This window comes from Neptunomonas marina (genome assembly GCF_004005935.1).
Taxonomy (GTDB): domain Bacteria; phylum Pseudomonadota; class Gammaproteobacteria; order Pseudomonadales; family Balneatricaceae; genus Neptunomonas; species Neptunomonas marina.
The window spans coordinates 252,144-267,084 of the sequence record NZ_SACQ01000006.1; the positions used below are offsets into that span (position 1 = coordinate 252,144).

The following is a 14,941-nucleotide window of genomic DNA, read 5'->3' on the forward strand; positions in this document are numbered from 1 at the left end:
GAATACCTGTCGAGGCAATCTGTTAAACTAATGGCCATAATTCACGCTTTTAGTACTGGATAACCATGAACTTATCAGATATTCGCATCGTATTGGTCAACACAACTCACAGCGGCAATATTGGTGGCGTTGCTCGTGCTATGAAAAATATGGGCTTAAGCGATCTCGTTTTGGTCAAGCCCAATGTCTTTCCCTCTGATGATGCAGTAGCGCGTGCATCGGGTGCAACGGATCTGCTGGATAATGCGACGCTTGTTGAAACGCTGCCAGAGGCCATAGCTGATGCTTCTTTGGTATTTGGAACCAGTGCACGAGGCCGCCATATTCCTTGGCCGGTCATGGACCCGCGTGAAATGGCGGGGGTGGTGAGCCGTGTTCAAGAGGGTACGAAGGTGGCAATCGTTTTTGGGCGCGAGGACCGAGGCCTAACGAATGAAGAGCTACAGTTGTGTCACCATCACGTACATATTCCTTCAAATGAGTCTTTTAGCTCACTCAACATTGCCGCTGCGGTGCAGGTGATTACTTATGAATTGCGGATGGCGGAGCTGGCACCTGAGCAGGCTAAGCAGGACGCACCGCAATGGGGTACTGAGTGGGATATCGATCTTGCTGAGCATAAAGAGCTCGAGCTGATGTATGCGCATTTAGAAAAAGTGCTTGTGGAGATAGACTTTCTCGACCCCGATAACCCGCGCCAGCTCATGCCGCGGTTGCGCCGTGTTTTTCAGCGTGCGGTGCTCGATAAAGTTGAGGTCAATATCGTACGCGGCATCTTAACGCACATCGAGAAAACCAATAAACAATAGTCTTGGAAGCTATTTCAGCGTATGAGTGATATACTCTGTCGCCTCATTTTGTATAAACCTGAGTTAAATGCTTGGTTTTATTCTTTACTGTTTTTGTCGGGTATTGCATAATTCAAACACTGAATTAAGGCTTGGGTGAACATTATGAGGCTGACTACGAAAGGACGCTATGCAGTAACGGCAATGCTTGATTTGGCGTTACATGAGGGCAGAGGGCCAATTAGCTTGGCTGATATATCTGAGCGCCAAGGTATCTCGCTATCTTATCTTGAGCAGCTTTTTGCGAAATTGCGGCGTTCTAGCCTTGTGCGCAGTGTTCGTGGCCCAGGCGGCGGTTATCAGCTCAATCATGCTCAAGATATGATTAGTGTTGCGCAGGTTATCGATGCAGTTAACGAATCCGTTGAAGCGACCGGTTGTGATCGCTCCGGGGACTGCCAAGGTGGCGAAACCTGTTTAACGCATCACCTCTGGTGTGATCTCAGTACGCAGATCCACTCATTTCTTAATGGAATTTCGTTGGCTGATTTGGTGGCACGCAAAGATGTCCGAGACGTTGCTGAGCGCCAAGACCGTCGACAGAGCAGTCAAATTTTTCTCACGTCTAATGAATCATTGCTGGCAGATAAAGCTGCTGTTTAGTGCATAAGGGTACTGGAGTTAGAAAATGAAGTTACCAATCTATTTTGATTATTCTGCAACGACACCGGTAGACCCTCGCGTCGCTGAAAAGATGATGGAGTGTCTAACGCTTGAGGGCAACTTCGGTAATCCAGCTTCGCGTTCTCACCTGTTTGGTTGGAAGGCTGAAGAAGCGGTAGAGACTGCACGTAAACAGGTTGCAGATCTCGTTAGCGCAGATCCACGCGAGATTGTTTGGACCTCGGGCGCTACCGAATCTGACAACTTGGCCATCAAAGGTATTGCCCATTTTTACCATAAAAAGGGCAAGCACATTATTACGTCCAAGATCGAGCATAAAGCGGTGCTAGACACATGTCGTCAACTTGAGCGTGAAGGCTTTGAGGTGACTTACCTGGATCCAGATAGCGAAGGTTTGATCAGCGTTGAACGCGTCGCTGAAGCACTGCGTGACGATACGATTTTGGTCTCGCTTATGCATGTTAATAACGAAATTGGCACGATTACCGACATCGACGCGATTGGTGAGCTTACACGCAGTAAAGGTGTGTTTTTCCATGTTGATGCGGCGCAAAGCGTTGGCAAAATGCCGATTGATTTGTCGAAGACAAAGGTTGATCTGATGTCTTTTAGCGCACACAAAATTTATGGCCCGAAAGGCATTGGTGCGCTGTATGTGCGTCGTAAGCCGCGTGTTCGCCTTGAGGCGCAGATGCATGGCGGTGGTCATGAGCGTGGCATGCGTTCGGGTACTTTACCGACCCATCAAATCGTTGGCATGGGTGAAGCATTTAGAGTCGCTCAAGAAGATATGCAGAAAGATGCGGACAAAGCCTTGGCGCTGCGTGACCGTATGTGGAATGCCTTGAGCGATATGGAAGAGGTCCATATCAATGGCTCCATTGATCAGCGTTTGCCTGCAAACTTGAATGTTAGCTTTGCCTTTGTTGAGGGTGAGTCGCTGCTGATGTCGCTGAAAGATCTGGCGGTATCTTCTGGTTCTGCGTGTACATCTGCAAGCTTGGAGCCTTCCTATGTGCTGCGTGCACTTGGTTTGAGCGATGAGCTAGCACATAGCTCCATTCGCTTCTCGTTCGGTCGTTTTACGACAGAAGAGGAGATCGATCATGCGGTGGGGCAGATTCGTCAAGCGGTTGATAAGTTACGTGAGCTGTCGCCTTTGTGGGATATGTACAAAGACGGCGTTGATCTGAGCAAAGTAGAATGGGTTCACCACTAATCTGCGGATGGTGATTGGAGAATAGATATGGCTTACAGTGAAGAAGTAATCGATCATTACGAGAATCCGCGTAATGTTGGCAAGATGGACGATAACGACGCTAACGTTGGTACAGGCATGGTCGGTGCACCAGCGTGTGGCGATGTGATGCGCCTGCAGATCAAAGTATCTGATGAGGGTGTTATCGAAGATGCTAAGTTCAAAACCTACGGATGCGGCTCCGCCATTGCATCAAGCTCGCTGATCACAGAGTGGGTTAAAGGCATGTCACTTGATGAAGCTGCAAACTTGAAGAACACCGAGATTGCAGAAGAGCTAGCGTTACCGCCAGTTAAGATCCACTGCTCGGTACTTGCCGAAGATGCGATCAAAGCGGCAATTGATGACTACAAGAAAAAGCAATAGATAACGGCGATTAACTGGCCGCCATCTGGGTGGCCAGTAAGGATGGATTATGGCAATTACAATGACGCCCGCTGCGCAGCAGCATGTATCTCATTACTTGACCCAGCGTGGGTCGGGCTGCGGCATTCGTGTCGGTGTGAGAACATCTGGATGCTCCGGCATGGCTTACGTCTTGGAGTTTGTAGACCATGCAGAACCTGATGACGAAGTCTTCGAAGTGGGTGCAGGTTTGCAAGTTGTGATTGATCCAAAAAGCCTTGTTTATCTGGATGGCACGGAGCTGGATTTCGTTAAAGAAGGTCTGAACGAAGGGTTTAAATTTAATAACCCTAATGTTCGTAACGAGTGTGGCTGCGGCGAAAGCTTCAATATTTAAGCGTAGCTCGGTTCACTATGGATATTCAGCAGAACTACTTTGCATTTTTGGGCGTTTCAGAAGCGTTCGATATTGACCTCTCTTATGTCTCGGAGCGTTACCGAGACCTACAAAAACAGCTACATCCTGACAAGTTTGCCCACGCTTCTGACCGGGAACAGCGTATGGCTGTGCAGTATACGGCCTACCTTAACGAGGCGATGGCAACGCTTAAATCGCCTTTGTTACGGGCGCAGTATCTGCTGACGTTAAAGGGCATCGACACTCACAGTGAAGCATCGGTATCAATTGATCCTGCGTTCCTGTTTGAGCAGATGGAGCTTCGTGAAACGCTTGAAAGTGCAAAAGCTTCGGATGATCCCTTTGATGTTCTTGAGTCGCTCTCTGATCGTGTCGAGGTGCAGTTGCGTACGCTAGAAAGCGCATTTAAGAGCGCATACGCGCGTGGTGATGATACTAGTCTCGAGGATGCGGCAGCGGCGGTGCGTAAAATGCAGTTTCTCACCAAGCTAAGCAGTGAAATTGCTCAAGCAGAACACGATTTAGACGGATAATTAGGTTAAAAATATGGCACTACTACAGATCGCAGAACCGGGTCAAAGCGCTGCCCCGCACGAGCATAAGCTGGCAGTTGGTATTGATTTGGGCACAACAAACTCGCTTGTTGCTACTGTGCGTAGCGGTGAAGCAGTGACTCTGCCAGATCTTGAAGGGCGTCATACATTGCCATCGGTGGTGCGCTACTGTGAAGGTGGTGCCGTAGAGATCGGTTATGCAGCACGCGAAGCGGCTACGACTGATGCGCACAATACGATTGTGTCCGCCAAGCGTTTGTTGGGTCGTGGCTTAGCTGATGTTAAGTCTTTCCAGGATGTCTTGCCGTACGACTTTGTTGAAGGTGAAGGCGGTATGCCGTTCATCAATACTGCACAGGGTGAGCGTAGCCCTGTGCAAGTATCAGCAGAGATCCTGAAGCATCTTGTTGAACGGGCTGAAGAGTCGCTTGGTGGTGACCTCAAAGGTGCGGTTATCACAGTGCCCGCTTATTTTGACGATGCTCAGCGTCAAGCAACGAAAGATGCGGCGACGCTAGCAGGCATCAATGTTCTGCGCCTGCTCAGTGAGCCGACAGCTGCAGCTGTGGCTTACGGACTCGACCAAAAAGAAGACAGCACAATCTTGGTTTATGACCTAGGCGGCGGGACGTTTGATGTTTCGATTTTGCGCCTTAGCCGAGGTGTGTTTGAAGTGTTGGCTACCGGCGGTGATAGTGCATTGGGCGGTGATGACTTCGACAGTTTGCTAGCTGAGTGGATATCGGAGCAAGCCGACGTACGTACTCAGATGACCGCATCACTATCGCGTCAGTTGATGGAGCAGGCGCGTTCGGTTAAAGAGCAACTGACGACTGCTGATGAAGCTTGGGCGTCGATTGATTTAGCGGGGAAAGAGATCTCCGTTTCTGTGAGTCGCGTGCAGTTTGACGAACTAGTTGATGCATTAGTTAAGAAGACTATTCGTGCTTGTAAGCGCGTTGTGCGCGATGCCTCCCTATCGTTGGAAGATATCGAAGAGATTGTAATGGTGGGTGGCTCCACACGAGTACCGTTGGTACGCCAGCAGGTTGCTGAACTCTTTGGCCGCGAACCGCACGTCGATATCGACCCTGATCGTGTGGTTGCGCTGGGGGCAGCGATTCAAGCGGATGTGCTTGCCGGTAACAAACCTGATGCCGACATGTTGCTGCTTGACGTTATTCCGTTGTCGTTGGGCTTGGAAACGATGGGTGGTCTAGTTGAGAAGGTTATCCACCGTAATACGGCGATACCGGTTGCCAGAGCACAAGAGTTTACGACCTATCAAGATGGGCAAACCGCCATGGTTGTGCATATTTTGCAGGGTGAGCGAGAACTGGTTGATGATTGCCGTTCGTTGGCTAAATTTGTGCTGCGGGGTATTCCCCCGATGGCTGCAGGTGCCGCTAAGATTCGCGTGAGTTTCCAAGTCGATGCGGATGGTTTGCTCAGTGTTGCTGCGAAAGAGTTATCCACGGGAACTGAAAGCCAAATTCAAGTGAAGCCTTCGTATGGGCTGAATGATACACAGATCGCTGACATGTTGCGCGCATCTTATGATTCTGCGAAGGGTGATATGGCGTTGCGTGCTTTGCGTGAGCAGCAGGTCGAGGCGAATCGATTGATCCTTGCGCTTGAACAAGCGCTGAATACTGATGGCAAGGTTTTGCTCAGCGAGTCTGAGCAGAGCGAGTTACACAACGAGATTTTGCAACTGCGTGAGCTGGCGCAAGGTGACGATACTGCCGCTATCGAACAAGGTGTTGAGCGCCTAGCAAAAGCGAGTGATGAATTTGCATCACGTCGCATGGATGCCAATATCCAAAAGGCGCTGCAAGGGCATACTATCCAAGAAATTGAGAAGGGGGCTTAACGTGCCGCAAATTATATTTCTTCCGCATGATGAGCTATGCCCGGAAGGTAAAGTTATCGAAGCTGAGCCAGGTGTTACGATTTGTGATGCTGCGCTCGCTAATGGTATTGAGATCGAACATGCTTGTGAAAAGTCATGTGCATGTACGACCTGCCATGTCATCGTGCGAGAGGGCTTTAACTCGCTCGAAGAGTCCGACGAGTTAGAGGACGATATGCTCGATAAAGCGTGGGGGCTTGAGCCTGAATCGCGGTTAAGTTGCCAAGCAATGGTGAGCGATGAAGATCTCGTAGTTGAGCTTCCGCGCTACACGCTAAACCAAGTTTCAGAACGTCATTAGGAGGTTCTTATGAGCTTGCATTGGGTCGATGTTCAAGATATTGCGATTGAGTTGGTGGAGCAATATCCCGACACGAGTCCGTTGACGATCAGCTTTCCAGATCTTTATCAAAAAGTGATGGCATTGGAGGGGTTTGATGATGATCCCGAGCGATGCGGAGAGAAGGTCTTAGAAGCGATCCAGATGGCTTGGATCGAAGAGATGGATTAATGCGAAAGCCCGGTTAATAGACCGGGCTTTTTGATTGCTCTGTTGTCCCTTTTCATTGGTATCGCTTATAATGGCGCGTTTTTTAGAAATAGCCTAAGTTTAGGGGATTATTGAGATGGCGATCGAGCGCACACTATCTATTATCAAACCAGATGCCGTAGCAAAGAATGTTATCGGTGAAATCGAGTCTCGCTTCGAAAAAGCAGGCCTGAAAATCGTTGAGATGCAAATGAAGCAGCTGTCTGACGAAGAAGCTCAGGGCTTCTACGCAGAGCACAAAGAGCGTCCATTCTTTGGCGATCTTGTTTCTTTCATGACATCTGGTCCGGTTGTTGTTCAAGTTCTAGAAGGCGAGAACGCAATCATGGCTAACCGTGATCTGATGGGTGCTACGAACCCACAGGAAGCTGCGGAAGGTACTATCCGCCGTGACTTCGCTGAGTCTATCGACGCGAACGCTGTGCACGGTTCTGACTCTGCTGCATCTGCAGAGCGTGAAATCGCTTACTTCTTCGGTAAGTAATCATACTAGCAGGAAGCTTTTTGCTTCCTGCTTTCAACTATCTATAGAGTTTTGACATGAGTGAATCCACAAAAACTAACTTGTTAGGGATGTCTCCAGAGCAGATGGATGCTTTTTTTGCTGAACTGGGTGAGAAGCGATTCCGCGCAACGCAGGTTTTGAAATGGATCCATCAGCTTGGCGCTGAAAGCTTTGATGAGATGACAAATATCAGTAAAGCTTTACGTGAAAAGCTCGCCGCTGTCGCAGAAATAAGAGAGCCAGAGGTGGTGATGCAAAACATCTCACGTGATGGTACCCGTAAATGGGTTATTCGTGTCGATGGCGGCTCGTGTGTCGAAACGGTGCTTATCCCTGAAGGTGATCGTGCAACATTGTGCGTGTCGTCTCAGGTTGGATGCTCGCTTGATTGCAGCTTCTGTTCCACAGGCAAGCAAGGCTTTAACCGCAACTTATCAGCCGCAGAGATCATTGGTCAGGTGCGCATCGCGATCAAATCTTTTGGGCCAATGGATCCTTCCGGGCCGCGCCGCGTAACCAACGTCGTATTGATGGGCATGGGCGAACCTCTCATGAACTTCAATAATGTTGTGGCTGCGATCCAGTTGATGATGGAAGACAATGCGTACTGTTTGTCAAAGCGCCGCGTTACATTGAGCACCGCGGGTGTTGTGCCTGCGTTGGATAAGCTGCGCGAGTACACAGATTGTTCTTTGGCGATCTCTCTGCATGCTCCGAACGATGAGTTGCGCGATGTGCTGGTCCCTATCAATAAACGTTACCCAATCAAAGAGCTGATTGCTGCGTGTAATCGTTACCTAGAAAACTTGAATGATAAGCGGGTTATCACCATCGAGTACACGTTGATGGCTGGTGTGAATGATCAGCCCCAGCATGCAAAAGAGCTAGGAAAGCTGCTCAAGCAGGTCCCTTGTAAGCTTAATTTGATTCCGTTCAATCCGTTTCCAAACTCAGGTTATGAGCGTCCGTCAGAAGATGCTATTTTGCGTTTCAAAGATGTTATGCTTAAAGCAGGCGTGTTGACTACTGTACGTCGTACGCGTGGTGATGAAATTGATGCTGCATGCGGGCAGCTTGTTGGTCAAGTTGAAGACAGAACGCGCCGCAGTGGGAAGTATATTCCCATCAAACAAGAGAGTGTGGCTGAGGGTGCTAAGCCATTGTAATGTGAGGAGACAGGGCGTGATTAGGCCTCTGATTGTTGTACTTGCGATTATCGCAGGAAGCGGAACACTAACAGGTTGCAGTACGGTGACTGAAAGCGCTTCGCAGCAAGGTAAATCGCCGACTGCGACGATGCAGGCTTATACACGACTAGGACTGCAATATTTACAATCGGGCGATTTAGTCAATGCGAAAGTCGCTGTGCAGAAAGCCCTTGAGATAGATACCGATTTTGCCCCAGCCTACAATGCACTTGGTTTGATTTTCCAAGTGGAAGAGGAGAAGGGGCTAGCGCAAAAGTACTACTTGAAGGCGATCGAGCTCGAGCCTGATTCAGCGATGTTCCATAACAATTACGGTGCGTTTCTATTCGCAGAGGAACGCTATACTGAAGCCTGCAAGCAACTCGCTCAAGCAACGCAAGACCCTTTCTATTCTAACCGCGCTCAAGCCTTTGAAAACCTCGGCCTCTGTTACCGGAAAATTGATGTCGATGATGCGGCGATTAAAGCCTTTCGGCGTTCGCTGAATGCCGGTGGAGCGCGTCCTGAATCGCTAATCCAGCTAAGTGATCTCTATTTGATGCAGGGAGACATGACGCTTGCAGATACGTACTATGACCAGTTCGTTGAGCTCGTTAATCAGCAGCGTGTCGAGCATACCGCACGTAGTCTGTGGCTTGGAATTCAGCTTGCGCGAGCGAAGAATAAATCAAGCACAGCGGCAACCTATGGTCTTTTGCTGAAAAACCTTTACCCTAAATCGGATGAATATCGGCTCTATAAGGAGGCTTTCCAGTGAGTAGTATGCCAGATGAGGGTGTTGTATCGGAGGTAAACCGGTTCCCAGGCGAGAGCCTGCTGGTAGCAAGGGAAGCGAAGGGAGTATCCCAAAAGAATATTGCTGAGGAGCTAAATCTTCCCGTCCGTTATATCCAATGGATTGAAGAGGGAACGTTTGAAAAACTCCCCAGCTTAGTGTTTGCCAAAGGCTATATTCGCAGTTACGCCAAAGCGCTCGGTCTTGAAAGCGAACCGTTGGTCAGTATGTTTGACCAGATTTACGGTGTAGAGAAGCGCGTTCAACCGATCCAGTCTGTATCGAAAGTAGAGCAGCAGGTGAAGTTAAGTGACCCAGTGATGCGCTGGTCAGGCTGGTTATTCCTACTGCTGCTTGTCGCTGCGGTTGTATGGTGGTGGCAAACACAGTTTAGTTTGCCTACGCCTGCTGCTGCCACAGAAAGTAATGTCGCGACATCAGAGCAAGAGCCGCTAGTTGATGGAAATAAGTTGCGCTTGCCGACATTGTCAGAAACCGAGGCACCAGCTGAGTTGGAAGTAGCGCCAGAGCCTGGTGATGGCCAAGAGGATGAGCCTCAAAACTTGTCCGATGATCAGATCAAGGCCCTGCAAGCTGAAATTGATAAACCGGCTGTTGCAACCGAAAGTGAGGTATCTGAGCCGAGTGAAACGTCAGAGCCGGAGGCAGCGGCGCCTGTAAGTGAGCCAGCTGAAGCCAGTCAACCCACACCGAATACAGACGGCCTAGCCATGGTTTTTAGCGGCGAGAGCTGGGTGACGTTAAAGGATGCTACCGGACGTACGTTGGTCAACAAGGCGAAAAGATCCGGTGAAACATTGAATATCTCCGGTGCTGCCCCGCTGACACTGGTTATTGGGCGAGCATCATCTGTTGAAAAAATCTCCTATAACGGCGCGAAAGTTGAGCTAAAACGTTACATAAAGGGCAATGTGGCTAAATTGAGTCTGCCGAGCAATTGAGTAAGAGTAAGTAAGTTGTCAAAGATTAAAGCTATTCGTGGAATGAACGATATTCTGCCATCGCAAACGCCGGTGTGGCAGTATCTTGAAAAGCAAGTAAAGGAAACACTGGCGTCATATGGCTATGACGAAATACGCACGCCTGTCGTCGAGCAAACCGATCTTTTCAAGCGTTCTATTGGTGAAGTAACCGATATTGTTGAGAAAGAGATGTACACGTTTCTTGATCGCAATGAAGAGAGCCTGACGTTGCGCCCAGAGGGCACAGCAAGCTGTGTGCGTGCAGGTGAAGAGCATGGGTTGCTGTTTAACCAAACCCAGCGTCTTTGGTACCAAGGGCCGATGTTCCGGTATGAAAAACCACAAAAAGGTCGCTACCGCCAGTTTCATCAAATCGGTGTCGAGACGTTCGGCATGGCAAGTGCTGATATTGATGCTGAACTGATCATGCTGAGTGCGCGCTTGTGGCGCAAGCTTGGGATTTTGGACGCGGTGACACTGCAATTAAACTCACTCGGTAGTTTGGAAAGTCGCCAAGCGTACAAGCAAGCCCTGGTTGAGTACTTGGCTGAGCGCGAAGATCAACTAGATGAAGACAGCAAGCGCCGCTTGGGTACGAATCCTTTGCGTATTCTCGATAGCAAAGTCGAATCAACTCAGCGTTTACTTGAAGATGCACCGGTGCTTACCGAGTATCTTGATGATGAGTCTCGCCAGCATTTTCAAACGTTGACAGACTTGCTCGATCAAGCGGGTATCAGCTACGAGATCAATCCAAAACTGGTACGTGGATTAGATTACTACTGTAAGACAGTTTTTGAGTGGGTGACCGATAAGCTGGGTGCGCAAGGTACAGTATGCGCCGGTGGGCGCTATGATGGTCTAGTGCAGCAGTTAGGTGGGCGTGCAACGCCTGCGGTTGGGTTTGCGATGGGGGTTGAGCGGCTAGTGCTTTTGTTAGAAACGTTAGACGTTGTTCCAGCAGCTGAACGGGCCTCTTTTGATCTTTACTTGGCTGCAGAACAAAAAGGTTTGCAGGGCGAAGTGATGGCAATAGCTGAAGCAATGCGTGACCAGATTAGCGGTTTACGCGTGCGTACTCATTGCGCCGGTTTAAAGAACATCAACAGCAAGGCAAGACAAACAGGCGCACGTTATATCGTTCTTATCGGGCGTGGCGACGATAGCGAGGGTCTTGTTGCCAAATTGTGGGGCGAAGACGAGCTGATCGCCACCGTGCCATTGAACGAAATTGTGAATACGGTTACCAAGCACTGGGCTGTTTAAGTCTGTTGCATTTATAGGTTTTAGGAGAGTTTTCAAGTGTCTGAGATGCGTACCGAAGAAGAACAAATTGAAGCGATCAAAGGATGGTGGAAAGAGAATGGCAAGTCACTTGTTGTTTCCATTGTTGTTGCTTTGGCTGCGGTATTTGGCTGGAAGGGTTGGCAGCAGAAGCAGCACAATGAGGCTGAGGCAGCGTCGATCAGTTATCAAAACTTGTTAGATGCAGTGGTTACCGCTGTGAATGGCGGAGAGAGTTCCGATTACGCTACAAGTGAGCACTTGGCTGAGCAGCTTAAAAGTGAGTTTGGTGGTACAGAGTACGCGCGCTTCGCCGGCCTATTAATGGCTAAAGTCGCAGTGCAGCAAGGAAACTTCGAACAGGCGATCACTGAGCTAGACTGGGTTATTGCTAATGAGCCTGCTGCTGCCATGAAGGATATTGCTTTGCTTCGCAAAGCGCGTGTGTACCGAGCGATGGGCGAGTGGCAAAAGGGTATCGATGCGGCGCAGAAGGTTACGGCTACCGAGTTTGAGTCTCCTAAGTTCGAGTTACTGGGTGATCTATATGTTCAGTTGGGCGATCGAGCGCAAGCGCGTGATGCCTATGCTCAAGCGCTGGCTGTCGCTGAGAACGCTCAAGGTAACCCGCTACTAACAATGAAGTTTGAAGACCTCCAAGGAGAAGGTTAAACCCATGTTTAAGCGTATCTCGTCAGTTTTGTTGCTGTCTGCAGCTATCAGTGGCTGCAGTTTATGGGGAGGCTCAGATGAAGTTGAGCCTTCACCATTAGTGGATTTTGATGCTGAAAAGCAAGTTATTGTTGAGTGGTCGCGCTCGATTGGTGGTGATTTAGGCGATAAGTTTCACCAATTAACAGCGACGATCAGCGGGGACCAAATCTACGCAGTATCAGCAGACGGGAACGTTGGCGCGTTTGCGCTGGATGATGGAGAGCCGCGTTGGGAGGTTGATCTTGATGAGGCGATCTCTGCAGGTGCCGGTGCAGGAGACAACAAAGTAGTTGTTGTCACCGAGCAAGGCGAAGCTATCTGCTTGGATGCTTTAACAGGTGGTGAATTGTGGCGTAAGCAGCTGGCCACTGAGGTGACCGCTGAGCCGCAGCTCAATAACGAGTTGGTTGTCGTGCAGTTGATCAATGGCTCGATTGTTGCGCTTGATTCGGATACTGGAGTGACGCGTTGGCGTTACGACTCGTTGTCACCGCGTTTAACGCTGCGTGGTACGAGTGCTCCCATCGTGGCATTGGATGTAACATTGGCGGGTTTAGACAACGGAAAGTTTGTTGCACTTGATAATGCCTCTGGTGCAACCCTTTGGGAGCAAACCGTCTCTTATCCAGAAGGACGTTCCGAGTTGGAGCGTATGACGGATATTGATGGCCGTCCTATGCTCTACGAAAAAGTGATGTATATCCCCAGCTTCCAAGGTGATTTAGTCGCTATTAACCCTTTCAATGCGCAAACATTGTGGAAGAAAAAGCTGTCGAGCTATCGGAGCTTAGCGTCTGGTTTTGGCAATGTGTACGTTAGCGAAGCAAACGATCATGTGCAGGCATTGGATGCAAAAAACGCAGCGAGTGTTTGGAGTCAGTCACAGCTTGAGAATCGAATGCTCTCTGCCCCTGCAGCCTTCGGTAATGTTGTTGCAGTAGGTGACCGAGAGGGCTACATCCATTTCTTATCACAAATCGATGGGCGCTTTATTGCTCGATACGACGCGGATGCTGCAATCACTAGCGATATGAAAACACGTGGTAACCGGTTATTCGTTTTGACCGATAGTGGCCGTTTGTTGGCACTGACTTTAAAATAAGTCAGTATCAAATTAGTTAATTCAAAACGGCTACCCAAGTTGGGTAGCCGTTGTATTTTATGGGATGACAAATGCTTCCTGTTATAGCTTTAGTTGGCCGACCGAATGTCGGTAAATCTACACTCTTCAATCGGCTAACAAGGTCGCGAGATGCGCTGGTACACGATATGCCAGGCGTTACGCGTGATCGGAAGTACGGGGATGGTAAGTTAGGTGAGAAGCCTTTTATCGTTATTGATACCGGTGGTATCACAGGCGGAGAGGAAGGTATTGATCACGAGATGGCACGCCAGTCCCTACAAGCTATTGAAGAGGCCGATGTTGTACTGTTTCTGGTTGATGGGCGTGCGGGCTTAAACCCATCAGATGAGATGATCGCAGACCACTTGCGCCGCTCCAATAAGGAAGCGCACTTGATCGTGAATAAAACTGATGGTGTTGATCCTGACGTTGCGATGGCAGACTTTCATACCCTTGGGCTTGGTGAACCGATTGCAATCGCTGCAGCACATAACCGTGGCGTTCGCTTATTGGTTGAGTATGTTCTTGGTGGATACCCTGAGCCTGAAGAGACCGAAGAGCAAGATACCGGTGTGCGTATCGCTATTGTTGGACGTCCAAACGTAGGTAAATCTACGCTAGTGAATCGTTTATTGGGCGAAGAGCGCGTTGTTGTCTTTGATGAAGCAGGTACAACAAGGGATAGTATTTATATCCCCTATGAGCGCGACGGAAAGCCTTATACGATCATTGATACTGCGGGTGTGCGACGTCGTAAGAACGTTAAAGAAGCTGTTGAAAAGTTCTCTATCATTAAGACATTGCAGGCAATTAAAGATTCGAATGTCGCGGTGCTTGTTATTGATGCCCGTCAGGGGGTTACTGAGCAAGACTTGCATATGTTGAGCTTTGTTATGGATGCGGGCCGTGCACTTGTTATTGCGTTTAACAAGTGGGATGGCATGTCAGCGGATGAAAAAGAGGATGTAAAAGCTCAAGTTCAGCGTCGACTGGAGTTTGCAGCTTTTGCGCGTTTTCATTTCATTTCGGCACTGCATGGTAGTGGTGTGGGTGATTTGTATCGCTCAGTTAACGAAGCTTATGACTGCGCAATGGCGAAGTGGGCGACCAATCGCTTAACGACCTTATTGGAAGACGTAGTAGCAGATCATCAGCCGCCGCAAGTTGCCGGCCGACGCATTAAACTTCGTTATGCTCACCAAGGTGGCTCTAATCCGCCAGTCATCGTTGTACACGGTAATCAGACTGATCAACTCCCGCAGTCATATCGACGTTATTTGCAAAACCGCTTCATTAAAGTGCTGAAGATTCGAGGGACCCCTGTCCGTTTTGAATTCAAAACAGGGGATAACCCTTTTGCTGGTAAAAAGAATACCCTTACGCCGCGTCAGCAAGCTAAAAAAGAGCGTATGCAAAAACACGTTAAAACGCTTAAGAAAGAGAAAGCTAAGAAAAAGCTAAAACGGAAATAAAAGTAAAACGCCCCTCTGGGGCGTTTTTTGTATCTGAAGTGGTTGTTTTTTGTTCGGTTTTAAATGGTTTTGTCTGTTTTTTAACCGGCTTTGATGTTTTTTCGAGTTTTTTATTAAAAAGTTGAAATAAGTGTTGACGGCAGAAGGGAGGTCTCTATAATACGCCTCCACTCGCTGAGGGAGTCACCGAAAGGACGACAAAGACAACGAGTCATAACGAAGGTAACGTGTTGTTTTAGAGCATCTTTTTAAGTATCTTTGTTATGCGGTGTTTAACCGGTTTTAATTTGTTTTCAGGTGTTGGCTTCGAAAATAAATTAAAAATAAAGGTTGACATCGAGACGGGGTTCATTAAAATATGCGCCTCA

General features: G+C 48.9%; 17 protein-coding genes. All 17 read left to right on the forward strand.

From position 1 onward, the window contains the following. Nucleotides 1-65: 65 nt before the first annotated feature. The 17 genes from EOE65_RS13890 to der all read left to right on the forward strand — a co-directional run bounded on the left by EOE65_RS13890 (nucleotide 66) and on the right by der (nucleotide 14,573). A complete protein-coding gene (locus tag EOE65_RS13890) occupies nucleotides 66-809 on the forward strand; it encodes an RNA methyltransferase (protein WP_127694920.1) in 744 nt (247 codons plus the stop codon). A gap of 144 nt (nucleotides 810-953) precedes the next feature. Then, the gene (gene iscR / locus EOE65_RS13895) at nucleotides 954-1,451 is read left to right on the forward strand and encodes a Fe-S cluster assembly transcriptional regulator IscR (protein ID WP_127694921.1); all 498 of its coding nucleotides are present in this window, start codon (nucleotides 954-956) and stop codon (nucleotides 1,449-1,451) included. 25 nt (nucleotides 1,452-1,476) lie between these two features. After that, entirely contained in the window at nucleotides 1,477-2,691 is a 1,215-nt protein-coding gene (locus EOE65_RS13900; RefSeq protein WP_127694922.1) for an IscS subfamily cysteine desulfurase, read from the forward strand. Nucleotides 2,692-2,718: 27 nt separating this feature from the next. After that, a complete protein-coding gene (iscU, locus tag EOE65_RS13905) occupies nucleotides 2,719-3,096 on the forward strand; it encodes a Fe-S cluster assembly scaffold IscU (RefSeq protein ID WP_127694923.1) in 378 nt (125 codons plus the stop codon). A gap of 49 nt (nucleotides 3,097-3,145) precedes the next feature. Next, a complete protein-coding gene (gene iscA, locus EOE65_RS13910; RefSeq protein ID WP_127694924.1) occupies nucleotides 3,146-3,472 on the forward strand; it encodes an iron-sulfur cluster assembly protein IscA in 327 nt (108 codons plus the stop codon). Between the two features lie 17 nt (nucleotides 3,473-3,489). After that, nucleotides 3,490-4,026 carry a Fe-S protein assembly co-chaperone HscB gene (hscB, locus tag EOE65_RS13915; RefSeq protein WP_127694925.1) on the forward strand — a complete coding sequence of 179 codons (537 nt, stop codon included), beginning with the start codon at nucleotides 3,490-3,492 and terminating at the stop codon, nucleotides 4,024-4,026. A 13-nt stretch (nucleotides 4,027-4,039) separates the two neighbouring features. After that, the gene (hscA, locus tag EOE65_RS13920; RefSeq protein ID WP_127694926.1) at nucleotides 4,040-5,920 is read left to right on the forward strand and encodes a Fe-S protein assembly chaperone HscA; all 1,881 of its coding nucleotides are present in this window, start codon (nucleotides 4,040-4,042) and stop codon (nucleotides 5,918-5,920) included. A gap of 1 nt (nucleotide 5,921) precedes the next feature. Next, nucleotides 5,922-6,260 (forward strand): ISC system 2Fe-2S type ferredoxin, encoded by a 339-nt coding sequence (gene fdx, locus EOE65_RS13925; RefSeq protein ID WP_127694927.1) that lies wholly within the window; start codon nucleotides 5,922-5,924, stop codon nucleotides 6,258-6,260. 9 nt (nucleotides 6,261-6,269) lie between these two features. Then, nucleotides 6,270-6,470 (forward strand): Fe-S cluster assembly protein IscX, encoded by a 201-nt coding sequence (iscX, locus tag EOE65_RS13930; RefSeq protein WP_127694928.1) that lies wholly within the window; start codon nucleotides 6,270-6,272, stop codon nucleotides 6,468-6,470. A gap of 115 nt (nucleotides 6,471-6,585) precedes the next feature. Further along, nucleotides 6,586-6,993, forward strand: a complete 408-nt coding sequence (gene ndk, locus EOE65_RS13935) for a nucleoside-diphosphate kinase (protein ID WP_127694929.1) — start codon at nucleotides 6,586-6,588, stop codon at nucleotides 6,991-6,993. 56 nt (nucleotides 6,994-7,049) lie between these two features. Next, nucleotides 7,050-8,180 (forward strand): dual-specificity RNA methyltransferase RlmN, encoded by a 1,131-nt coding sequence (gene rlmN, locus EOE65_RS13940; protein WP_127694930.1) that lies wholly within the window; start codon nucleotides 7,050-7,052, stop codon nucleotides 8,178-8,180. A gap of 16 nt (nucleotides 8,181-8,196) precedes the next feature. Beyond that, nucleotides 8,197-8,979, forward strand: coding sequence for a type IV pilus biogenesis/stability protein PilW (gene pilW, locus EOE65_RS13945; RefSeq protein WP_127694931.1), 783 nt, complete (start codon nucleotides 8,197-8,199; stop codon nucleotides 8,977-8,979). A 5-nt stretch (nucleotides 8,980-8,984) separates the two neighbouring features. Next, a complete protein-coding gene (locus EOE65_RS13950; protein ID WP_240657001.1) occupies nucleotides 8,985-9,959 on the forward strand; it encodes a RodZ domain-containing protein in 975 nt (324 codons plus the stop codon). 42 nt (nucleotides 9,960-10,001) lie between these two features. Further along, nucleotides 10,002-11,246, forward strand: coding sequence for a histidine--tRNA ligase (gene hisS, locus EOE65_RS13955; protein ID WP_240657002.1), 1,245 nt, complete (start codon nucleotides 10,002-10,004; stop codon nucleotides 11,244-11,246). Nucleotides 11,247-11,291: 45 nt separating this feature from the next. Beyond that, the gene (locus EOE65_RS13960; RefSeq protein ID WP_240657003.1) at nucleotides 11,292-11,936 is read left to right on the forward strand and encodes a YfgM family protein; all 645 of its coding nucleotides are present in this window, start codon (nucleotides 11,292-11,294) and stop codon (nucleotides 11,934-11,936) included. A 4-nt stretch (nucleotides 11,937-11,940) separates the two neighbouring features. Next, a complete protein-coding gene (bamB, locus tag EOE65_RS13965) occupies nucleotides 11,941-13,080 on the forward strand; it encodes an outer membrane protein assembly factor BamB (RefSeq protein ID WP_127694935.1) in 1,140 nt (379 codons plus the stop codon). Nucleotides 13,081-13,151: 71 nt separating this feature from the next. Then, nucleotides 13,152-14,573 (forward strand): ribosome biogenesis GTPase Der, encoded by a 1,422-nt coding sequence (gene der / locus EOE65_RS13970; RefSeq protein WP_127694936.1) that lies wholly within the window; start codon nucleotides 13,152-13,154, stop codon nucleotides 14,571-14,573. The last annotated feature ends 368 nt before the right edge of the window (nucleotides 14,574-14,941 follow it).